The 22394-nt window shown below is 43.8% G+C and carries 17 protein-coding genes; 6 read left to right on the top strand and 11 right to left on the bottom strand.

The features are described 5' to 3' along the window. Positions 1–5 precede the first annotated feature (5 nt). The 6 genes from A1QC_RS00875 to argC all read right to left on the bottom strand — a co-directional run bounded on the left by A1QC_RS00875 (position 6) and on the right by argC (position 6438). Positions 6–863 (bottom strand): efflux RND transporter periplasmic adaptor subunit, encoded by an 858-nt coding sequence (locus tag A1QC_RS00875; RefSeq protein WP_017025383.1) that lies wholly within the window; start codon positions 861–863, stop codon positions 6–8. Next, entirely contained in the window at positions 860–1099 is a 240-nt protein-coding gene (locus A1QC_RS00870; RefSeq protein WP_017025382.1) for a DUF1656 domain-containing protein, read from the bottom strand. The genes A1QC_RS00875 and A1QC_RS00870 overlap by 4 nt, the downstream gene beginning before the upstream one ends. A 145-nt stretch (positions 1100–1244) precedes the next feature. Beyond that, complete coding sequence (gene argH / locus A1QC_RS00865; RefSeq protein ID WP_017025381.1) at positions 1245–3119, bottom strand: argininosuccinate lyase; 1875 nt, start codon at positions 3117–3119, stop codon at positions 1245–1247. Positions 3120–3290: 171 nt separating this feature from the next. Next, positions 3291–4523, bottom strand: a complete 1233-nt coding sequence (locus A1QC_RS00860) for an argininosuccinate synthase (RefSeq protein WP_017025380.1) — start codon at positions 4521–4523, stop codon at positions 3291–3293. Between the two features lie 114 nt (positions 4524–4637). Continuing rightward, on the bottom strand, positions 4638–5426 hold the full coding sequence (argB, locus tag A1QC_RS00855) for an acetylglutamate kinase (protein WP_017025379.1): 789 nt from the start codon (positions 5424–5426) through the stop codon (positions 4638–4640). 10 nt (positions 5427–5436) lie between these two features. Continuing rightward, a complete protein-coding gene (gene argC / locus A1QC_RS00850; protein ID WP_017025378.1) occupies positions 5437–6438 on the bottom strand; it encodes an N-acetyl-gamma-glutamyl-phosphate reductase in 1002 nt (333 codons plus the stop codon). Positions 6439–6682: 244 nt separating this feature from the next. On the opposite strand from argC, the gene argE reads away from it, so the two are divergent. From argE to A1QC_RS00835, 3 genes are all read left to right on the top strand, one after another. After that, a complete protein-coding gene (gene argE / locus A1QC_RS00845) occupies positions 6683–7837 on the top strand; it encodes an acetylornithine deacetylase (protein WP_026025854.1) in 1155 nt (384 codons plus the stop codon). Positions 7838–8079: 242 nt separating this feature from the next. Next, on the top strand, positions 8080–10710 hold the full coding sequence (gene ppc, locus A1QC_RS00840; protein ID WP_017025376.1) for a phosphoenolpyruvate carboxylase: 2631 nt from the start codon (positions 8080–8082) through the stop codon (positions 10708–10710). A gap of 233 nt (positions 10711–10943) precedes the next feature. After that, complete coding sequence (locus A1QC_RS00835) at positions 10944–11492, top strand: PadR family transcriptional regulator (RefSeq protein WP_017025375.1); 549 nt, start codon at positions 10944–10946, stop codon at positions 11490–11492. 86 nt (positions 11493–11578) lie between these two features. Here the strand turns inward: A1QC_RS00835 and metF are convergent, their stop codons facing one another. From metF to A1QC_RS00820, 3 genes are all read right to left on the bottom strand, one after another. Beyond that, complete coding sequence (gene metF, locus A1QC_RS00830) at positions 11579–12466, bottom strand: methylenetetrahydrofolate reductase (RefSeq protein WP_017025374.1); 888 nt, start codon at positions 12464–12466, stop codon at positions 11579–11581. A gap of 263 nt (positions 12467–12729) precedes the next feature. After that, on the bottom strand, positions 12730–15141 hold the full coding sequence (locus A1QC_RS00825; RefSeq protein WP_017025373.1) for a bifunctional aspartate kinase/homoserine dehydrogenase II: 2412 nt from the start codon (positions 15139–15141) through the stop codon (positions 12730–12732). Next, a complete protein-coding gene (locus A1QC_RS00820; protein ID WP_017025372.1) occupies positions 15142–16308 on the bottom strand; it encodes an O-succinylhomoserine (thiol)-lyase in 1167 nt (388 codons plus the stop codon). A gap of 256 nt (positions 16309–16564) precedes the next feature. Here A1QC_RS00820 and metJ point away from each other — a divergent pair, with 256 nt between their 5' ends. After that, complete coding sequence (gene metJ / locus A1QC_RS00815; RefSeq protein WP_017025371.1) at positions 16565–16882, top strand: met regulon transcriptional regulator MetJ; 318 nt, start codon at positions 16565–16567, stop codon at positions 16880–16882. A gap of 149 nt (positions 16883–17031) precedes the next feature. Here metJ and A1QC_RS00810 read toward each other — a convergent pair whose 3' ends face one another. Both A1QC_RS00810 and rpmE read right to left on the bottom strand, forming a co-directional pair. After that, a complete protein-coding gene (locus A1QC_RS00810; protein ID WP_017025370.1) occupies positions 17032–18288 on the bottom strand; it encodes a malic enzyme-like NAD(P)-binding protein in 1257 nt (418 codons plus the stop codon). 162 nt (positions 18289–18450) lie between these two features. Continuing rightward, on the bottom strand, positions 18451–18669 hold the full coding sequence (gene rpmE / locus A1QC_RS00805) for a 50S ribosomal protein L31 (protein ID WP_017025369.1): 219 nt from the start codon (positions 18667–18669) through the stop codon (positions 18451–18453). A 272-nt stretch (positions 18670–18941) separates the two neighbouring features. Here rpmE and priA point away from each other — a divergent pair, with 272 nt between their 5' ends. Together priA and cytR are read left to right on the top strand one after the other, a co-directional pair. Continuing rightward, entirely contained in the window at positions 18942–21143 is a 2202-nt protein-coding gene (priA, locus tag A1QC_RS00800) for a primosomal protein N' (RefSeq protein ID WP_017025368.1), read from the top strand. Positions 21144–21385: 242 nt separating this feature from the next. Beyond that, a complete protein-coding gene (gene cytR / locus A1QC_RS00795; protein ID WP_017025367.1) occupies positions 21386–22390 on the top strand; it encodes a DNA-binding transcriptional regulator CytR in 1005 nt (334 codons plus the stop codon). Positions 22391–22394: the final 4 nt, after the last annotated feature.

Raw genomic sequence — 22394 nt, 5'->3', positions numbered from 1 at the left:
AGGCATTATTGTTGAATCGAAATGCTACAGGTGGTGCCTGCAATTAAACGGATACCTTTTGGAACATTATGCAGTTTTATTTTTACCGGTACGCGTTGCGCTAATCGAACCCACGGCACATTGGGTTTCACATTCGACACTAGTTCTGGATCAGACATTTCGTTGAGGTCTGTAATGGCTCGACCAATACTTTGAACTTCGCCAGTTAATTTTTGCTGAGAGGAATACAACACCACTTCGGCTTTACTGCCTTGTTGAATATGCTTTAATTTTGTCTCTTCAAAATAGCCTTGGACATAAAATGAATCACTATCTAAAACGCCAACCATGGGAATACCAACCAGTGCATATCGCCCCGCTCTTGCTTTCATTTTAGTGATGTAGCCATCGACTGGTGCGTAAATTTTGGTTTGTTGCAATCTCCATTTCGCTTTTTCTAATCCGGCTTGTGCTGCGGCGTGTTGAGCTTGCATCGCTTTAAATTCCATCTCAGACTCATCCAACTCTTCTTTTGAAATGGTACTACGTTGCATATTACGGCGGCGATCATATTCATTCTTAGCTTTGTCTGAATTGGCTTTGGCGGTTGCTACCGCAGCGGTTTCTTTATCCACTTCAATTTGAAAAGGTTTAGGATCAATCGTGAACAATAAGTCACCTTTTTTCACTGCTTGATTATCCACCAAATGCACTTCTATCACTTGTCCGGAAACTAAAGCGGCAACGTCCACAACTTCTGCGCGCACTTTACCGTCCCGAGTCCACGGCGATTGCATGTAATAATTCCACATCCACCAGCCTGCTAGAAACGCCAACACAACCACGAATAAGGTTGAGAAATATTTTATATTCTTCATTTTCATAACAGACCTACAATTAACAACAAAGCTGAAAAAACACAAAGTACGAACAAAGAAAGATCCATCAACGTCGGGTGCCACACCTCCCCCGAATACATCCAATCACGAACCAAATAATGGATCACCAACCACAGAACACTGCCGAGCAAAAAGGCTTTGAACATAGGTGGGAAATATACTGAAGCACCAAAAATCAAATCGGGTATGGGTACACCGGAAAAAAATAAATTTGCAGTCAAAACGTTACCTTTGATGAACTTGATGTCTCAATAATAAATGACATTAAGGGAGAGTAAGAATAAAAAACCCAAACAAATATCTCTGTTTGGGTTGATTATACGTCAAGCTTTTAAATTTATTTCAATTAATGCTCATCGCCATCATTTAGGCAACGTTCACCTTCATGATCACTTGCTCATTCAAGTTAATTTCTAACGCCACTTCATCACATGCGTGTTGACGAGGACACTGGTCGCAATCTTTTAGCACTTTCTCTGGCAATAAGGTTTTCGAGGTCGGTATGAAATCTTGCTTCATAAAGAATTCAGGTACACGCGTTAATACGAAGACTTTGTTGATCGCCATTTGGCGTGCTTTATCGACTAAGTGCTTAATGATCGCAGCGCCTTGACCTTGGCCTTGCCAACCGGCTTCAATACCGAGTGAACGAATTTCCGCCAGACCTGAATCATACACATACAACGACGCACAACCCGTGACTTCACCATGATGCTCGGATACCGCAAACGAGCCAATATCACGGATCAATTCGTTGCGGCTGCGTGGTAGGTTTTCACCTAAGCTTGCCCAGTAAGCCACCATGCCTTCTAACGAATCAATATCGGTTAAACGAGCGGAGCGAACCGTCACCCCTGAATTATCACGCTCATCCAAACGTTTCTGTGCTTGGTTGACCGCGTAGTTCACTTGTTTTGGTGACACGCCACCTAATGCTGAACGTTTTTCTAAACACGATTCAATGGTTAAAATGGCATAAACATCGGATTCAATCACCGGTGAAAATGCTTTCAATTCTTCAAGTGATAATTCTTCTAATGCGCAAGATTTAGCAATCGCACCGACCACTGCCACACCAACAATATGGTGCGCTTCACGGAAAGGTATCCCTTTAGCGACGAGGTAATCAGCCAATTCTGTTGAGTTTGCATAACCTTGTTTTGCGGCTTCTAGGGTGCGTTCACCATTGACTTTAATGCCATCAAAACATAACGCTGCCATTTCCATGCAGTCGTTCCAAGTGTCTAACGCATCAAACAAGCCTTCTTTGTCTTCTTGCATATCTTTGTTGTAAGCAAGAGGCAACGCTTTCACTGTCATCATCATGGCGGCAAGTGAACCATAAACACGGCCCGTCTTACCACGGATTAATTCAAGTGCATCTGGGTTTTTCTTTTGAGGCATTAATGAAGAACCAGACGTCACGGTATCGGCTAATTCAATAAAGCCAGATTCCCCTGAGTTGTAGAAAATCATATCTTCTGCAAGGCGAGAAAGATGCAACATTGAAATAGAAGCAATCGACATCAGTTCCATCACATGATCGCGATCGGACACCGAATCTAAGCTGTTACGTGTTGCACGTTGAAATCCTAAATTATGCGCTAATTGCTCACGATCCATTGGGTAAGCGGTACCCGCTAACGCTCCTGAACCGAGTGGACAAGTATCAAGACGTTTAATCGCATCGGACAGACGAGAGTAATCACGCTCTAACATTTCAACGTAAGCCAAGCACCAGTGCGCAAAGGTCACCGGTTGAGCACGTTGCAAATGGGTATAACCTGGCAATACTGTGCCTTGATGCTCGCGCGCCACGGATACCATTTGAGATTGAAGACGATCAAGCGCCATCAATAATTGATGACCTTGCTGGCGACACCATAATTTCAAGTCGGTCGCCACTTGGTCGTTACGAGAACGGCCTGTATGCAGTTTTTTACCTAAATCACCGACACGGCTGATCAGTTGTGTTTCAACCCAGCTGTGAATATCTTCCGCATCCGATTGCAAAATTTGCTCCGGATCTTCCATCACAGCCAGTTTTAATTCGTTTAACGCTAATTCGAGTTTCTGTTGTTCTTCCTCGGTGAGAACACCAACCGACAACAAAGATTTGGACCAAGCGATCGACCCCACAATATCTTGCTCAGCCAATCGGTAGTCAAAGCGCAGTGAATCATTAAACTGCTTAAACCGAGTGTCTGCTGCTTGGGTAAATCTTCCGCCCCATAATGCCATTGTGGATCTCCTGCTTAGTCCATTGCTCAATTAGGTAACTAGGTTCTGATCCCTAGTAAATTACCGATGTGGCGCTTGAAATCATCAAGACCACATTCATTTTATAATATACAACTCGTCATTCCGGATAACCCATTCCTCGTTTCCAGAATGACGATGCTGGTGTTTCTTTTACTTTTTCTTCGCTTCGTTCAACGCACGAATACGGCTTGCTAGCGAGTAAAGACGGATGAAGCCGCCTGCGTGGCTTTGATCGTACACCGTATCATCACCGAAGGTAGCAAACTCTTCAGAGTACAAGCTGTTGTCAGAACGTTTTTGTGTGACGGTTGCTTGTCCTTTGTACAGTTTAATCACCACTTCACCGTTAACATCTTGTGCTAACTCTTCTGTTGCGGCAAGCAGAGATTTACACAGTGGAGTGAACCAACGGCCATCGTACACAAGGTGCGAAGCTTTCACGCCTAATTCTTCACGGAATTCAAATGAAGCCTTATCTAGCACCAGTTGTTCAACGGCGCGCAGTGCTTCCATCATGATGGTGCCCCCTGGAGTTTCATAACAACCACGAGACTTCATGCCCACCAAACGGTTTTCAACGATATCAATACGACCTACACCGTGTTTGATGCCTTTTTCGTTCAAGTAGACTAGCGTTTGGTATGGCGATAATTCTTTACCATCAACCGCAACCACTGCGCCTTTTTCTACTTTTACAGAAACGTATTCTGCTTCATTTGGTGCTTGCTCTGGATCCACTGTCCATGCCCAGCAATCATCATTCGGTGCATTCCAAGTATTTTCTAGCACGCCACCTTCGGTTGAGATGTGCCATGCGTTTGCATCACGAGAGTAGATTTTTGTCAGTGACGCGGTACATGGGATATTACGCTCAGCTAGGTAATCTAGACACTCTTCACGGCTCACAAGATCCCACTCACGCCAAGGCGCAATCACATGTAGGTCTGGGGCTAACGCAGCAAAAGCGCCTTCAAAACGAACTTGGTCATTTCCTTTACCAGTACAACCATGACATAACGCATCTGCGCCCACTTTGCGTGCTACTTCAACTTGCGCTTTCGCAATGATAGGACGAGCCATTGAAGTACCTAGAAGGTATTTGCCTTCATAAAGCGCGCCAGTTTTTAACGTTGGGTAGATGTAATCTGCGACCATTTCTTCTTTAAGGTCTGCGATGTAACATTCAGAAGCACCAGAAGCGATGGCTTTTTCTTCAATGCCGACTAATTCTTCTTCACCTTGACCAACATCGGCCACAAACGCCACAACTTCACAATCGTAATTTTCTTTAAGCCATGGAATGATCACTGAAGTATCTAATCCACCAGAATACGCCACAACGACTTTGTTGATGCTTGCTTTATCGACGCTTAATTTAGCCATGTTACTTCTCCAAAAGTGTGTAATTTTCGTCCCTGAAATAGCTAGTATTTTATGCCCTATTCCATGGGTAATTTATTGTGCTTATTGCCTGTAATCCCAATTTATGAAACCGGATTAAGGTAAAAAGCGAGTTCCTATACTGTTACCTGCAAACAATTCTGCTAATTTTTCTGGGCTTTTCCAGCCAGCCACTTCAATCGCACGACCCAGCTCTTTTGCTGCATCGAGTGCCGCCTGTACTTTAACGATCATGCCATCGGTGATCACTTGTTGTTCAATTAAGCGATCCGCTTGCGCTTGATCAAGTGCCGGGATTAATTGCTTATTCGCATCAAGTACACCGCTGACATCAGATAACAGCGCCAACTCGGCATCAATGGCCGTTGCCACTGCGACGGCTGCTTGGTCGGCGTTAACATTCATTAACTGGCCTTGAGCGGTAATGCCAATCGAGCTAATGATTGGCAGAGCGCCCGTTTTTAAAATGGCACTTAATACCACGCCATCGCCCGCTTTCGCATCACCGACTGCGCCGAGATCGTCAGATAACTGAGTAATTTTACATAAACCGCCATCTGCTAAGCTCAGACCCACGGCATTTAAACCAAGCTTAATCGCTTGACCTTGTAGCAGTTTATTCGCAGTGCCTGCCAAGGCGCCAGTGATATAATTAATATGTTCAAACGGCGTCACACGCAGGCCATTTTTCTTTACCGTTTCCAGTTGCAGCTTGTCCATTAACTCATCGACTAAGTAACCGCCGCCATGAACAATCACGATTTCTCTCGAAGCTTGTTGTTGATAATCCGCAATGGTTTTAAACAACAATGCCAAGGTATCTAAATCCGATAATACCGCGCCACCTAATTTGATCACCAATGGCTTTATTGAATTCTGAGTCATCCACCTACCCTTATACTAGCGACGTTAAGATTGGGAAACCGTAACGAATATTCAAACATTGCATCGCTTGGCTGGATGCGCCTTTGAGTAGATTATCAATAGCTGAGACCACAATGATATGCTGACCTTGAACTTTCCAACCGATGTCGCAAAACGGTGTATTTTCAACATTTTGTAGACGAGGGATTGTCTCTAATACGCGCACAGCAGGTTTACCTTGATAAGCCTCACCAAACGCCTTTTCAATTTGTTGTTCATTAACGCCATCGGCCAGCTTCATCGTAATGGTGGCTAAAATGCCACGTTTGAAATTACCCAGATGAGGCGTGAAAATCACATCACAGCCTAAATGGCTCGCAATTTCAGGTTGATGACGATGCGCAAACACCCCATAAGGCTGCAAGCTAACTTCACAAAAGCTGTTGGTCATGGTGGCTTTACGACCCGCACCGGTCACACCACTGGTGGCATTAATGACCGGCCATTGGTTTAAGTCGAGAAGGTTTGATTCAACTAATGGTTTGATGGCTAATTGAGAAGCGGTTGGATAGCACCCAGGAACGGCAATCAATTGCGCTTGGGCGATTTGCTCTTCATTCCACTCAGCCAAGCCATAGATCGCTTGATCAAGCCATTGAGAGTTAGTGTGCTCAAAGCCATAATATTGAGGATAGAAACCTTCCGCTTGGACGCGATAAGCACCAGAAAGATCTAACACCACACAACCATTTTCTAAAAATGTTGGCGCTAAGTCGTGGCTCACTTCATGCGCAGTGGCAAGAAAAACCACATCACAATCTTGTGCAACCTGCTCTGGAGAGACTAACGCCTGTACTGGCTGATCAACCAAGCCCAGTAATTTGCCATGCAGCTGAGAGATAGGCTTACCTGCATCAACGCTGTTTTCGGAGACATATAGCCCTGATAAGGTGAGCTCCGGATGTTTTTCAACCATTAAGGCTAATTCTGCACCGGTATAACCACTTGCTCCAATAATTACTGTTTTTAACATACCCACCTATCCGTTTGTTTGAGCCGTTTGTTCATGTGTTAATTGAGGTTTTTCTGCTATCTTACTTTGACTACACACTCTCAATTTTTATCATTATTTGATTTTTTATTCACAAATAATGATTTAATATGTGTTTTATCGCTTTATTGCGTTATTGTCAATAGAAAGCGCATCAAAGACATTATCATGAAAAACGATGTACGATGCATTTGATTACCCTTCAACCCAAAAAAGTGGAGCCCTTATGACAACCCCAAATTTTTTAGAGGTCTATCGTGGCCTGATATCGACTTCTTCTATTAGCTCCACCGACCCTAAATGGGATGAAGGAAACGTGAATGTCATCGCCAAACTCGCGCAATGGTTTAAAGATCTCGGCTTCTCCGTTGAAGTAGTAGAAGTAGCACCTGGAAAGCACAATTTAATTGCTAAGAAAGGGCAAGGCGATGGTGGCTTACTGTTATCTGGCCACTCCGATACCGTCCCTTTTGATGAAGGACGCTGGAATTTCAATCCCCATGAACTCACCGAAGCCAATAACCGCTTTTATGGTTTAGGCACTGCCGACATGAAAGGCTTCTTTGCTTTCATCATCGAAGCAGTTAAAAAAATCGATTGGTCACAACAAACCAAGCCTTTATATATTTTGGCCACTTGTGATGAAGAAACCACCATGCTGGGCGCACGTCACTTTACCGAATCTTGCTTAGCCGACGATGCACCATATAAACCCGATTACTGCATCATTGGTGAACCAACCAGCTTAAAACCGATTCGAGGTCATAAAGGCCATGTAGCGAACGCAGTTCGTGTCACCGGTCAATCCGGTCACTCTTCTAATCCAGCGCTTGGCGTGAACGCAATTGAGATTATGCATGAAGTGTTATTTGCCTTAATGCAACTGCGTAATCAACTGATCAAAGAATACCACCACCCGGGTTTTGATATCCCAACGCCAACGTTAAACCTTGGGCATATTCATGGTGGCGACAGTGCTAACCGTATCTGTGGTTGCTGTGAACTGCATTATGATGTTCGTCCATTGCCCGGCATTAGCCTTGATGGTTTAGATAACATGCTGCGTTCAGCGTTAAAAGAAGTGCAAGCCAAATGGCCAGGCCGCATAGATATTCAACCGTTACACGAGGCCATTCCTGGTTACGAATGTCAGCACGATCACCCTTTCATTGCTGGTATGGAAAAACTTTGTGAAACGCCATCGGAAACCGTCAACTACTGCACCGAAGCACCGTTTTTACAAGAAATATGCCCAACCTTGGTGCTCGGGCCTGGCTCCATTGATCAAGCCCACCAGCCCGATGAATTTTTAGCGTTTGAGTTTATCGACCCAACGATTAATATTCTGTCTAAATCCATGCGCCAATACTGTTTTGGTTAATTTTGAAACAATGAATTATGCCGCATCAATCATGATAAAGACGGATTGATGTGGCAAAGCATGGTATAAATAAACACAGTTTCACGCTGCAAGGATGAAGTGTTCGATTACGGATGCATATCAATAATATTGGTATTATTTCATCTTAATCGCTCAAAAATTTGACTCAGAGCAAATATTTTAGCTAGATTGTGGTGTTAAAAAATTAAATGGAAGTAATAAAATTACAAGGTGAAACGACGATGAATGAAAAATACGCCGCTTTAAAGAGCAATGTTCGCATGCTCGGTGAATTACTCGGCTCAACCATTCAAGAAGCACATGGCGATGCTATTCTTGAGAAAGTCGAAACCATTCGTAAGCTTTCCAAATCTGCTCGCGCAGGGAATCAGGAAGACCGTGAAGGCTTAATCGAAGAAATCAAGAATCTCCCAAATGAGCAGCTCACTCCGGTGGCTCACGCATTTAGTCAGTTCCTTAACTTGACCAATATTGCCGAGCAATATCACACCATCTCACGTCATTGTGAAGAACACGTGTGTGAACCCGATGCTATCAATAGCTTGTTCAGCAAACTGTCTCAAAGCAATATCAGCAAAGAAGACACCGCTCAAGCCATCAAAGAGCTCAATATTGAATTGGTACTAACAGCGCACCCAACCGAAATTGCGCGTCGTACCATGATCAACAAACTGGTTAAAATTAATAAGTGCTTATCTCAACTTGAGCACAGCGATTTATCTTCTCGTGAGCGCCTTAAAACAGAGCGTCGCCTTGAAGGTTTAATTGCCCAGTCTTGGCACTCGGATGTAATTCGTCAGCAACGCCCAACCCCACTTGATGAAGCTAAATGGGGCTTTGCCGTAGTTGAAAACTCATTGTGGGCTGCTGTGCCTGAATTCTTACGTGAATTTGACGACCGCCTAAAAGGTCACATTGGTGAAGGCCTACCGATTGATGCTCGCCCAGTGCATTTCTCATCTTGGATGGGGGGCGACCGCGATGGCAACCCGAATGTAACTCATCCAATCACGAATGAAGCGCTACTATTATCTCGCTGGAAAGCGGCTGATTTATACTTAGCCGATATTCAAGAGTTGATATCTGAACTTTCGATGACCGCGTGTAACGACACCGTTCGTGACCTTTCAGGTGATCAACACGAACCGTATCGCGCCATTTTAAAGCGCTTACGTACATTACTGTCAAATACTTGTACTGTATTAGAAGCCAAGATTAACAATGAAGAAGTGCCTAATTTCCCAATTCTAGAGCGTGTTGAGCAATTGTGGGATCCGCTATTGGCGTGTTACCAATCACTGCGTGAATGTGGCATGAGCATCATTGCTGAAGGCTCACTACTGGACACATTACGCCGTGTTAAAGCGTTCGGCATTCACTTAGTACGCTTAGATATTCGCCAAGAAAGCACTCGCCATTCAGACGTGATCACTGAAATGACTCGCTTCCTTGAAATTGGTGAATATGACCAATGGACAGAAGAAGAAAAAATTGAGTTCTTAATTAAAGAATTAAGTTCAAAACGCCCACTGCTTCCTCGTAACTGGCAGCCATCGCCTGAAGTGCAAGAAGTGTTAGACACTTGCCGTGTGATGGCACAGCACCCTCGCGAAGCATTTGGCGCTTACGTTATTTCTATGGCGCGTACCGCCTCCGACGTATTAGCGGTCCATCTAATTCTGCAAGAATCCGGTTGCAAGTTCCGCATGGATGTTTGTCCATTATTCGAAACACTGGATGATTTGAATAACTCTGAAGCGGTGATGAAGCAGCTGTTCTCACTCGAATGGTACCGTGACTTTATCAATAATCATCAAATGGTGATGATTGGTTACTCTGACTCAGCCAAAGATGCGGGCGTAATGGCCGCAGGTTGGGCGCAATACGACGCTATGGATAAACTAGTTAAAGTATCTGATGCAGAAGGTATTGAGTTAACGCTATTCCACGGCCGTGGCGGTACTGTAGGTCGCGGTGGTGCGCCAGCACATGCAGCATTGCTTTCTCAGCCACCACGCAGCTTAAAAGGCGGCCTACGTGTCACTGAGCAAGGTGAAATGATCCGTTTTAAACTCGGCTTGCCTGATGTTGCGGTCAACAGTTTTAACTTGTACGCCAGCGCCATTTTAGAAGCTAACTTACTTCCACCACCAGAACCGAAGAAAGAATGGCGCGACTTAATGCACGTGCTATCTGAAGTGTCTTGTGAGGCTTATCGTAAAGTAGTTCGTGGTGAGCCTGATTTTGTGCCTTATTTCCGCGCGGCAACGCCAGAGTTAGAATTAGGTAAATTACCACTGGGTTCTCGTCCATCGAAACGTAACCCAAATGGTGGTGTAGAAAGCTTACGTGCGATCCCTTGGATTTTCTCTTGGAGCCAAAACCGCTTGGTACTACCAGCATGGTTAGGTGCCGGTGAAGCGATTCAATATTCGGTGGATAAAGGTCACCAAGCGCTGCTAGAAGAAATGTGCCGTGAATGGCCATTCTTCTCAACGCGCTTAGGCATGCTGGAAATGGTTTACTCTAAATGTAATATCGACATTTCTCGCTACTATGATCAACGCTTGACAGATGAATCACTATGGCCGCTAGGTGATCGCCTACGTTCACAATTGCAAAAAGATATCGTCACCGTTCTGAATGTAGAGAATAACGAGAACTTAATGCAAAGTGACCCTTGGGGCTTAGAGTCGATTCGCTTACGTAACATCTACGTTGAGCCATTGAACATGCTTCAAGCCGAGCTTTTATACCGTACTCGTCAAACAGACAATCCTTCTCCTGAGCTAGAAGAAGCATTGATGTTAACGATTGCTGGTATCGCAGCAGGTATGCGTAACACTGGTTAATCTCAAACGACATTAACCTTTATTTAAAGCCGCCATTTGCGCGGCTTTTTATTTGCCTGCTGAATACATCGAAACCAACCATTCACCTTGCCGACGAATTGCCCTATAAAGGTATGCGTTAAGTCTTCTTTTTATAAAATTGATATTGTCATCAGTACATAATCTTCTTCTTTTACGTTATGTTACTCATGGTTATCGTCTCGATAGCCCTCATTGTTTAACTGGAAGAACCTATGTCGTTACCGCACGTTATTTTAACTATTCTTAGTCGCCATGAAGCGACTGGCTATGATATTACCAAAGCCTTTTCGCAAAATATTGGGCATTTTTGGAAAGCTAGCCATCAACAGGTATACCGCGAATTAAATAAAATGTCGCAATTAGAATGGGTAACGAGTGAACTGATCATACAAGAAGGCAAGCCCGATAAAAAAATCTACACTATTACCGATCTCGGTCGAAAAGCCCTCCTCACTTGGTTTGAACAACCGACACCTTACACGGCCACTCGCGATGAATTCTCAGCGAAATTAATGGCATGTACGGTGCAATCGACAGCACTGATGATTGAGCAAATTAATGATCTCATCCCTCAAGCTGAAACCATGATCCAGCAATTTCAATTAATTGAAAAACAATGTTATGCCTACCCTGACAAGCTCAATATACAGGCACGATTGGAGCGATTGATTTTGAGGCGCAATATTTTAGAAAGGAAAATGTGGGTTGAATGGGCAACAGAAGTGAAAGAACAGCTAACTCTGACAGATTCATTAATTTAAACGCTTCATCCCTCGCAATAGCTCACAATAAAAAAGGCTTACCCATAAAAGTAAGCCTTTATTATTACTATCATTCTGCGTGATGATTAACGTGGACGCACGCCTAAGGTATGGCAAAGCGCATACGTCATTTCAGAACGGTTAAGAGTGTAGAAGTGAAAATCTTTTACGCCTTCACGGCTTAATGTTCTGACCATATCAATCGCTTGGCTTGCCCCTACCATTTGACGTGTCACTGGGTCTTCATCCAAGCCTTCATATTGTTTCGCCATCCAGCTTGGAATACGAACATTGGTCATGTCAGCAAAGCGTTTAGCTTGCTTGTAGTTTGAAACAGGAAGAATGCCTGGAATGATCTCTACATCAATACCTGCATTTACACAGCGGTCACGGAAACGAAGATAGCTTTCCACGTCAAAGAAAAACTGAGTAATAGCACGGTTAGCACCCGCATCCACTTTGCGTTTTAAATTAATTAAATCCGCTTGAGCATTTTTTGCTTCTGGGTGTACTTCTGGGTAAGCTGCAACTGAGATATCAAAATCCGCCACACCTTTCAATAATTCAACTAAATCTGATGCATACATATCTGGCTTGCCACCACCTGGTGGTAGATCACCACGTAGAGCGACAATATCGCGAATACCATTGTTCCAATAATCTTTTGCGATGTCTTTAAGCTCATCACGAGATGCGTCAATACAGGTTAAGTGGGGAGCCGCAATCAAGCCGGTTTGATCTTTAATTTCTTTAATAATAGAGTGTGTGCGATCACGTTCGCCAGAGTTAGCACCGTAAGTGACGGAAACAAACTTGGGTTGAAGGGTTTTAAGGCGATGAATTGAGCTCCACAGCGTTTCTTCCATTTTCTCACTGCTTGGCGGGAAAAATTCGAAAGAAACATTAATTTTACCGGCCAAATCGGCAACGTTATGGTTTAGTGCGTCAATATGACCTGCGTGTGAATAACTCATGTTCTGCTCCCTGTGGTATCACCACTTTAACGACTTAATGTGAAAACGATCCTTTTCACAAACGGGTTCTACCCAAAAAATTCACTCATCTAAGATGAAAACTCATTTAGACGTCTATATGTCCAAATAATGTCTTGAATGGAATGCGAAGTCAACGATCTAAACATGAATTTTTTTCATGTTGATAGTGAGGATATTTCAAATAAAAAAATACCGCCTCATCATTGAAACGGTATTTATTAATATCACGATTTTACTAATTTTTACAGCAAGTTAGATAATCGATTTAAATCGGACTGTAATGCCCCTGCGGTGACTGCGCGCCCAGCCCCCGGCCCACGAATAACCAATGGGTTGTCTTTATACCATTTACTTTCAATCGCAAAGATATTGTCACAAGGCAGTAAATTGGCTAACGCATGCTCTGGTGAAAGCGCCTCTACTCCTACTGTCGCTTCACCGTTACGGTTTAAGCGTGCAATATAACGCAGTACTTTGCCTTGCTTTTGCGCCTTCGCTAAACGCTCTGAAAGCAATTCATTGAGAATTTTTCCTTGCTCAAAGAAATCATCGGTTGATAGATTTTTTAACGCATCTGGAACCAATGACTCAACTTTCACGCTTTCAGGTTCAATATCAACGCCAGACTCACGCGCAACAATAACCAGCTTTCTCATTACATCTGAACCGTCTAAGTCGGAGCGTGGATCCGGTTCCGTTAGGCCTTGCTGCCAAGCCAAGTCGACTAAGTCGGTAAATGGGATAGAGCCATCAAATTGCTGGAACAACCACGAAAGCGTGCCAGAGAAAATACCGGATACTGCGGTAATTTCATCACCACTATTACGCAAATCACGAATAGCATAATTCACCGGTAAACCTGCGCCTACCGTGGCGTTATATAACCAATGACGGCCTGTTTTTTCAAATGCACTGACGACCCTTTGATAATCGTCGCTTGATGCTGAACCTGCCACTTTATTCGCGCAAATTAAATGCATGCCATGTTCAGCAATTTGCTCGTATTGAGCCGCCAGAACAGCGCTCGCAGTCACATCCATTACCACCACTTCATCGTAATCAGATTGATGCGCTAAAATATTGAGCCATTCTTGCCCATCGTTGGCGATAGCTTCATCGTTAAAACTCACTAATGCTTGCTTAGGATCAATGCCTTTTAAGTCTAACCAATACGTTTGGCTATCGACCACCGCGACTAGATCAAAGCTCATGCCACGACGTTTTTCTAATTCAACTTTTTGTTCGGCAAATAACGATAACCAGCTTGAGCCAATATTGCCTTTACCACATAAGGCAATCGCAACTCTTTTTTGTGCTTGGAACAACTGAGAGTGAATGTCTGTCACTAGCTTAGCTACATCGGTTTTACGTAATACCGCCACTAAGCTTAATCCTGAATCCGATTCAGAAATAAACTCAACAGGGGCATTTTTTAATTGTTGATAAAAGCCATAACAATGATTTGGGTTGATTGTCACCCCAGCGCCTACGGCCGCTACCATTGAATAGCCTTCTTTAAGCTTAATTTCAGCGCCAACCGCGGTATCTTGCAAATAAGATAAGGCACTGGTGGCAATTTCAACGGTATAAGCCAGTGAAACACAGCCTTGGTCAGGTTGAGATTGCATGGCTAAAGGTTGCAGTTGAGCTCGGGTAAGTGAACGAATCACTTCATCTTTTAGGCGAGTAAAATCATGCCCGGCACCAAAATGGATCTGCACCATCAAAATTTCATCTAACGAGGTTATGATTTTTGCACCACGACCTGATGCTAATACTCGTTCAATCCGCGTTGAGCCAGAATCAGGTTGGTAACTACAGCGTAAACTTAAATCCATGGCACTTTGTGCCACAGGTTGTAAGGTGCGGCTATGCAATACAGGGGCCGCAAGACGTGCCAATTCACTGGCCTCATCTAAGCGCAATAAAGGCAAAAGACAAGCATCGCTGACTTTACGCGGGTCCGCGCTGTAAACTCCAGCCACATCACTCCAAATCGTGACTCGAGTCGATTCAGATAAAGCGCCAATAACGGTTGCTGAATAATCGGAACCATTACGGCCAAGCAATACCGTTTCACCGGCATGATTGCGTGCCATGAAGCCAGTAATCACTAAACGACGCTTACCATGCTGAGCAAGAATTTCTTTCAATAATGGTAATGAGCGTGCACGTTCAACTTCCGGCTGTGCACCGCGCTCCGCTCGCAAGAAATCACGAGAATCCACTTGAGTTGCTTCCATATCTAAGTGAGATAAGAAAGCCGCTAATAAGCGTGATGACCATACCTCACCATGACCAAGTACGTCCGCATAAATGACATTAGTAATTGGGCCGGTTAAATCGCTTAAAGCTAAAAACTCTTGATTCAACTGTTCCAGTAATGGAGAGGCTTTCTCTTCTGGAAGAAGTTCTTCAACCAACCCCAGCTGAAATTGGCGTAACTGTTGTAATATTTCATGGGCAATACGGCCGTCTTTTTCCAGCGCTGCTAACCAGTCAATTAAACGGTTAGTTGTACTGCCTGCCGCCGACACCACAATTAAATCACTGCCGTTGGAATGTTCTTGTAAAATATTGGCGACTCGTTTGTAGCATTCTGGATCTGCCAAACTGCTACCACCAAATTTGTGTAACTGACGAGCGGATGTCATTTACGCTACCTCTTGTGCTTTTTTGAAGGCTTGCTCTAAATCAGCAACTAAATCCTGACTATCTTCTAATCCAACTGAAACACGAAGAAGTAAAGGTGAGATCCCTGCTTCTTGTTGCGCTTCATCTGACATGGCTCGGTGTGTCATCGACGAAGGATGACAAATCAAGCTCTCTACCCCACCTAATGACTCTGCGAGGGAGAATAATTCTAGTTGACCAACAAAAGCCTTCAATTGTTCCATACTGCCGTTAATTTCAAAGCTCAACATTGAACCAAAGCCACTTTGCTGCGCTTTTGCGATGTCATGGCCTGGATGAGTCGGCAGGCTTGGGTGGTAAATGGTTCCCACTAATTTTTCTGTTTGCAGGTAAGCAAGTAACGCTTGTGCGCTTTCTTCATGCATTTTCATACGCACGGCTAACGTTCTTAATCCACGTAAAGTCATGTAGCTATCAAACGGCGTACCGGTCGCACCAATGCAGTTACCCCACCACGATAATGTTTCGACATGCGTTTCATCTTTAGCAATGATAACCCCACCAATCACGTCCGAATGGCCATTGATGTACTTAGTGGTTGAGTGGATAACAAAATCTGCGCCAAGCAATAATGGCTTTTGGTACACTGGTGTCAAAAAAGTATTATCGACGGCAACCAGCGCACCGACTTCTTGTGCTTTTTGACAAGCTTTGGCGATATCCACCACACGAACTAGTGGGTTAGACGGTGTTTCTAATAAAATCAGTTTAGGATTTTTAGCAATCGCGGCATCAAATTCAGCTTGGTTTGATTGATCAACAAATTGGACCTTAAAATCACCTTTTTGCGCGCGAGTATTAAATAAGCGATAGGTTCCGCCATAACAGTCATGAGGTGCGATGATTAAATCATCAGGACCAAGGAAAGCAGAGATCCATAAATTTAATGCGGAAGTGCCACAGTTGGTGATCACCGCTCCTGCGCCAGATTCTAATTCAGATAATGCTTGCTCTAATAAGCCACGGTTAGGGTTGCCTGAACGTGTGTAATCGTACTGAGGGACTTCACCAAAAGCAGGAAAACCATAATTGGTCGAAAGATAAATCGGTGGGACAACCGCGTGATATTGGGTATCAGATTCAATACCAGTGCGAACCGCAACAGTAGCAGGCTTTCTAGAACTCATCGGCTTATTCCTTTCCATTTGCTGAAGCTCTTTCTTTGCAGAGATCGAAACACAGCAATCACTAATCATTAATACGAGAATACGAACGACAATCTTACCGCTTTTTTAGCGAGTATCGAAGTTTTCCGATACTTTATCTCTCGAAACGTAAGACGTCAAGAGCGCTAGCCATCTAAACGTCTTTACTTATGGCGGTGCATGCCGCTAAAATCGACTTTCAGCCACTAATATAAATAACAAACAACGAAGGTGCGTGATGGCAGATTGGAATGGTGAATACATTAGCCCATATGCAGAGCATGGAAAGAAAAACGAACAAGTTAAAAAAATCACGGTTTCAATTCCTCTCAAGGTACTGAAAATATTGACGGATGAGCGAACTCGTCGCCAAGTTAATAATTTACGCCACGCCACCAACAGTGAGTTGTTATGTGAAGCATTCTTGCATGCTTATACTGGCCAACCATTACCAACCGATGAAGATTTGCGAAAAGATCGCCCTGACGACATTCCAACAGAAGTGAAAAAACTGATGACGGAAATGGGCATTGAGTTTGAAGCATTTGATGATTAAAAGACGCTCCTAGGCACCAATGACCTGTCCCTAGAAAAAAGCGAATAGAAAAAACAAAAATAACAAATAGAAAAGCCCGATCGAATAACACGATCGGGCTTTTGCTTTTCTTAATTACAAGTAACCAGGGACTCGTTCCCTCATCATTTTTACTTATACTTTTCTGGCAACTCAATACGTGCCACACCCGATTCCATTGCTGCGCGCGCAACGGCGCCGGCAACACGTGGTAGCAAGCGAGGATCCATCGGCTTTGGAATAATGTAATCACAGCCAAATGATAAGCTATCCACACCCGCAGCTTTTAATACTTCAGCAGGCACTTCTTCTTTCGCTAATTGGCGAATTGCTTCCACCGCGGCCAGTTTCATTTCAGTGTTGATCTCGCTTGCACGCACATCCAATGCACCACGGAAAATAAACGGGAAACAAATGACGTTATTGACTTGGTTTGGATAATCGCTGCGGCCTGTCCCCATGATCAAATCATTACGGACTTTATGCGCCAATTCAGGCTGAATTTCAGGATCTGGATTTGAACATGCAAAAACCACCGGCTTTTCTGCCATTAATGCTAACGCTTCTGGTGGTAAAAGGTTTGGCCCCGAAACACCTAAGAATAAATCTGCATCTTCAATCACATCTTCCAATGTGCGCATGTCAGTGTTGTTGGCGAACAATTGCTTGTATTCATTCAAATCATCACGACGAGTGTGAATCACCCCTTTGCGATCCAGCATGTAAATCTTTTCACGCAATGCGCCACATTTAATCAACAATTCCATACATGCGACGGCTGCTGCGCCCGCGCCTAAACAAACAATTTTACATTCTGATAATTTCTTACCTTGCAGCTCAATAGCATTCAACATGCCTGCCGCAGTAACAATTGCAGTACCGTGCTGATCGTCGTGGAAAACAGGCACATCACAACGCTCAATCAATTGGCGTTCAATTTCAAAACAGTCTGGTGCTTTGATATCTTCTAAGTTAATGCCACCAAAGGTATCGGCAATGTTAGCCACTGTATCTACGAATTCATCAATCGTGCGGTGTTTCACTTGAATATCAATCGAATCTAAGTCAGCGAAGCGTTTAAACAGTAATGCTTTACCTTCCATAACTGGTTTTGATGCTAATGGACCTAAGTTACCTAAACCCAAAATAGCCGTACCATTTGAAATCACCGCAACCATGTTGCCTTTACCAGTGTACTTGTAGGCATTATCAGGATTCAGCGCGATTTCGCGAACAGGTTCAGCCACACCCGGGCTATAAGCTAATGCTAGGTCTTCTGCTGTATCTGCAGGTTTGGTTAAAGCGATAGCAATTTTACCTGCCGTTGGTACGGCGTGGTAATCCAGAGCTTGTTGGCGAAAATCATTTTTTTGCTGCTCATCTGACATAATTAGGTATTCCTGGAGTATCGGTAGGGATAAATGAATCTTAATAGATCGTTTACTAACTTCCTAGTCAAGAAAAGTAATTTTAAGACAATAAAAAAGGGATGCCCATGGCATCCCTTTATAATTCTGTCTAACGCTAAAATATAATTTTTTAGAGGAAGATTATTTTTTGCTGCTAAGAGCACCAAAACGCTTGTTGAAGCGATCAACACGGCCGCCTGTATCTACGATACGTTGCTTACCAGTGTAGAATGGGTGACATTTGTCACATACGTCTAGGTGAATTGATTCTTTAGCTAGAGTAGTGTTGAACTCAAATGCGTTACCGCAAGAACAAGTTGCTGCTACTGCTTTGTATTCTGGGTGGATACCAGTTTTCATAGGACAAACCTTATATTGGTCCGTATCGCTATCTAGTTCTTCCTCTTTATACTTCTACAAGAAGATAAAAAGTGGCCAGACACCATACGTAGTTTTTAATAATGATACAGAAATCTGCATCGTTCGAGGCGCAGTATAGTAATGAATCCGCCGCAATCGATCAACACATTTGGTCTATTTTCCAACAATATTTAAGTTTTATATCAGTAACGACTGCTTTATCATAGGCTTCGATTCACTTTTCATGCACGACAAGGAACCTTCCTCGCCCTATGCAACCCACTATCGCGCAAGTTGCCTTACCTATTCCATTAGATAAGTGCTTTGACTATTTAGTTCCCAACTATCTTTTTCCTGTGATTGGCGGACGCGTATCGGTTCCTTTTGGCCGCCAAACCTTAACCGGTATCGTGGTTGGGCTAGTTCATACCTCAGATTTCCCCATCGAGCAGCTCAAACCGCTTAAATCATGTTTAGACACTCAGCCGGTTTGGCCTCAACCTTTATATCAACTGTTACAATGGTGCAGCCAATTCTATCAATTTCCTTTAGGAGATACGTTAGCCATGGCTCTGCCGTCTTTACTTAAAAAAGGCAAACCTGCCGATTTTGCCAGTTTAAAGCAATGGCATATTACCGAAGCGGGCAAAAATCAGTTAGCTTCAGGATTTGGTCGCGCGCATTTACAAGCCAAAGTGGTACGCATGCTTGAAAATGGCTCACTCTCTCACCAAGCGATGATTGAGGAAGACATCAGCAGTAGCACGTTAAAAACACTGCAAGAGAAAGGGTGGATTGAAGCAAAGCACACCCAGCCTAAAAAAGCTCAATGGCCAACAGAACTAGAAAATAGCCATCTCAAACCGCAACTCAATGAAGAGCAAGCCATTGCGGTTGCCACCATCAATAACCACCAAGGGTTTGGTTGTTATTTAATTGATGGTGTTACCGGTTCAGGCAAAACTGAAGTTTATCTAAACTTAATCAAACCAGTTTTAGATAAAGGAAAGCAAGCCTTGGTGCTCGTCCCTGAAATTGGTTTAACACCGCAAACTATTAATCGTTTTAAGCGTCGTTTTAATGTGCCGGTCGAAGTCATGCACTCTGCTCTTAATGATACCGAGCGCCTTAACGCTTGGTTATCGGCTCGTGACAAAAACGCCGGTATTGTGATTGGTACTCGCTCCGCCCTTTTCACCCCTTTTGCCGATCTGGGGATCATTATCGTGGATGAAGAACACGATGCCTCTTACAAGCAACAAGACACGTTGCGCTATCACGCCAGAGATGTGGCGGTAATGAGGGGACATAAAGAAAACATTCCAGTCGTGTTAGGTTCGGCAACCCCTGCACTTGAAACGCTACATAATGCCCAAACAGGCAAGTATCATTATTTAAATTTAAGTAAACGCGCAGGTAATGCACAAGCCGCAACTCATCACGTACTTGATATTAAAGGCTTGTATTTAGAGGGCGGATTGTCCGCACCACTCATTGCGCAAATGCGTCGTCATTTAACCGCAGGCAATCAAGTGATGTTGTTTTTAAATCGACGTGGCTTTTCACCTGCATTAATGTGCCATGAATGTGGGTGGATTGCGGAATGTAAACGCTGCGATGCCTACTATACCTTCCATCAAGGTAGCCAAGAAATTCGTTGCCACCACTGCGGATCACAAAAGTCGGTTATCCACCAATGCCAAGGCTGTGGCTCCACGCAGCTTGTTTCTGTGGGTGTCGGTACCGAGCAACTTGAAAAACAACTTGAATTGCTCTTTCCTGAATACAAAACCATCCGAATTGATCGCGATAGCACTCGTCGTAAAGGCAGCTTAGAAAACGCTTTGGATGCTATTCGCAACGGTGAATATCAAATTTTGATTGGAACACAAATGCTCGCTAAAGGGCACCACTTCCCAAATGTGACTTTAGTGGGGTTATTAGATGTTGATGGATCATTATACAGCAGTGACTTCCGAGCTTCAGAGCGACTAGCACAACTGTTCATTCAAGTAGCTGGTCGGGCTGGGCGCGCCAGTAAACCGGGGGAAGTGTTATTGCAAACTCATCACCCCGAACATGCTTTGCTACAGTCCCTCTTGCATAAGGATTATCAGCATTTTGCTAAAACGGCTTTAACCGAAAGAAAAATGGCACAATTGCCACCTTTTACTTTTATCACCTTGATCCGCGCTGAAGGTAATGATAACGACACCGTTGAAGCCTTTTTAAGGCAAGTTCGCCACACATTAGAAGCGAATCCGCTCTATGATGAACATTGCTTAGTGCTCGGCCCTATGCCTGCACCTCTTGCCAAACGTGCAGGTAAATTTCGCTGGCAATTAATGTTACAAGTGTCAACAAGGCCTCTTATGCAAAGGCTTCTAGCCTCATCGAAGCCTGTCATTCAACTTCTACCATTAGCCAAAAAAGTCCGCTGGTCAGTGGATGTTGAGCCGCAAGATTTGCGCTGATCCCCCTCAAGCTTAAAACAAAACCATTCTATGTGATGCATATCACCATTATTATGTAAGAATTGTCATGCAAACGGTGTTAACTACTTAATTTAATGAATAAAATAACAACATAACAGTAAGAAGTCGTTAACAGATAGGATACTAAATCCTATATTTTGCTTATAGCGTGGTAATTTTTTTGCATATAAGCCTACTTTGCCTTTTTCGGCACAATAATGTGAAACATGGAGAGAAATTTTATGGCGACAATGAAGGAAGTTGCCCAATTAGCTGGGGTATCCACGGCCACTGTGTCGCGGGCCTTGATGAACCCTGAAAAAGTATCGGTCTCCACTCGAAAGCGAGTAGAAGATGCGGTCTTAGAATCAGGTTACTCCCCCAACTCATTGGCTCGTAATTTACGTCGTAATGAATCCAAAACCATCATTGTTATCGTCCCTGACATTTGTGATCCTTACTTTACTGAAATTATTCGTGGTATTGAAGACACCGCAGCAGAGCACAACTATCTTGTTTTACTGGGCGACAGTGGTCAACAACTCAAACGTGAAAGCACTTTTGTAAACCTCGTTTTTACTAAGCAAGCCGATGGCATGTTATTGCTTGGTACCGATATTCCGTTTGATGTCAGTAAACCTGAACAAAAAAATTTACCGCCGATGGTTATGGCGTGTGAATACGCCCCAGAGCTAGAATTGCCAACAGTACACATTGATAACTTAACCGCGGCGTTTGATGTAGTGAATTACCTAACTCAAATGGGTCACAAGCGTATCGCTCAAATGTCGGGGCCAATGGAAGCCACATTATGTCAATTCCGTCACCAAGGTTATCAGCAAGCGTTAAGACGTGCCGGCATTACCATGGATCCAAATTATCAAGTGCATGGCAACTTTACGTTTGAATCAGGTGTGCAAACCGCCAGCAAATTATTATCTTTGCCTGAGCCGCCCACAGCCATTTTTTGTCATAACGACAGCATGGCGATTGGTGCGATTCAACAAGCAAAAAAACAAGGTTTTCGAGTGCCACAAGATCTGTCTATCGTAGGGTTTGATGATATTCAATTCTCTCAATACTGCGATCCGCCTTTAACTACCATTGCGCAGCCAAGATATGAAATTGGTAAACAATCGATGTTAATGTTGCTCGAAGTCCTAAAAGGTCGTGAAGTCAGAGCCGGTTCTCGCCTACTAGAAGCCAACTTAGTCGTACGCAATAGCGCCGCGCCTCCTCGCTCATAAAGAG

This window comes from Vibrio rumoiensis 1S-45 (genome assembly GCF_000286955.2).
Lineage (GTDB): Bacteria > Pseudomonadota > Gammaproteobacteria > Enterobacterales > Vibrionaceae > Vibrio > Vibrio rumoiensis_A.
Note: the sequence above shows the minus strand (reverse complement) of the source record. Positions and strands in the feature narration are given on the sequence as shown.

Coding starts and splice junctions, on each gene's coding strand:
- argC (WP_017025378.1), bottom strand. CDS start 6,438: ATGTTAAAAACAGTAATTATTGGAGCAAGTGGTTATACCGGTGCAGAA.
- metF (WP_017025374.1), bottom strand. CDS start 12,466: ATGAGTTATTCACACGCAGGTCATATTGACGCACTAAACCATAACGTT.
- A1QC_RS00825 (WP_017025373.1), bottom strand. CDS start 15,141: ATGACATCCGCTCGTCAGTTACACAAATTTGGTGGTAGCAGTTTGGCA.
- priA (WP_017025368.1), top strand. CDS start 18,942: ATGCAACCCACTATCGCGCAAGTTGCCTTACCTATTCCATTAGATAAG.
- cytR (WP_017025367.1), top strand. CDS start 21,386: ATGGCGACAATGAAGGAAGTTGCCCAATTAGCTGGGGTATCCACGGCC.
- A1QC_RS00835 (WP_017025375.1), top strand. CDS start 10,944: ATGTCGTTACCGCACGTTATTTTAACTATTCTTAGTCGCCATGAAGCG.
- argB (WP_017025379.1), bottom strand. CDS start 5,426: ATGACTCAGAATTCAATAAAGCCATTGGTGATCAAATTAGGTGGCGCG.
- A1QC_RS00810 (WP_017025370.1), bottom strand. CDS start 18,288: ATGTCAGATGAGCAGCAAAAAAATGATTTTCGCCAACAAGCTCTGGAT.
- A1QC_RS00860 (WP_017025380.1), bottom strand. CDS start 4,523: ATGGCTAAATTAAGCGTCGATAAAGCAAGCATCAACAAAGTCGTTGTG.
- A1QC_RS00875 (WP_017025383.1), bottom strand. CDS start 863: ATGAAAATGAAGAATATAAAATATTTCTCAACCTTATTCGTGGTTGTG.
- metJ (WP_017025371.1), top strand. CDS start 16,565: ATGGCAGATTGGAATGGTGAATACATTAGCCCATATGCAGAGCATGGA.
- A1QC_RS00820 (WP_017025372.1), bottom strand. CDS start 16,308: ATGAGTTCTAGAAAGCCTGCTACTGTTGCGGTTCGCACTGGTATTGAA.
- argE (WP_026025854.1), top strand. CDS start 6,683: ATGACAACCCCAAATTTTTTAGAGGTCTATCGTGGCCTGATATCGACT.
- rpmE (WP_017025369.1), bottom strand. CDS start 18,669: ATGAAAACTGGTATCCACCCAGAATACAAAGCAGTAGCAGCAACTTGT.
- ppc (WP_017025376.1), top strand. CDS start 8,080: ATGAATGAAAAATACGCCGCTTTAAAGAGCAATGTTCGCATGCTCGGT.
- argH (WP_017025381.1), bottom strand. CDS start 3,119: ATGGCATTATGGGGCGGAAGATTTACCCAAGCAGCAGACACTCGGTTT.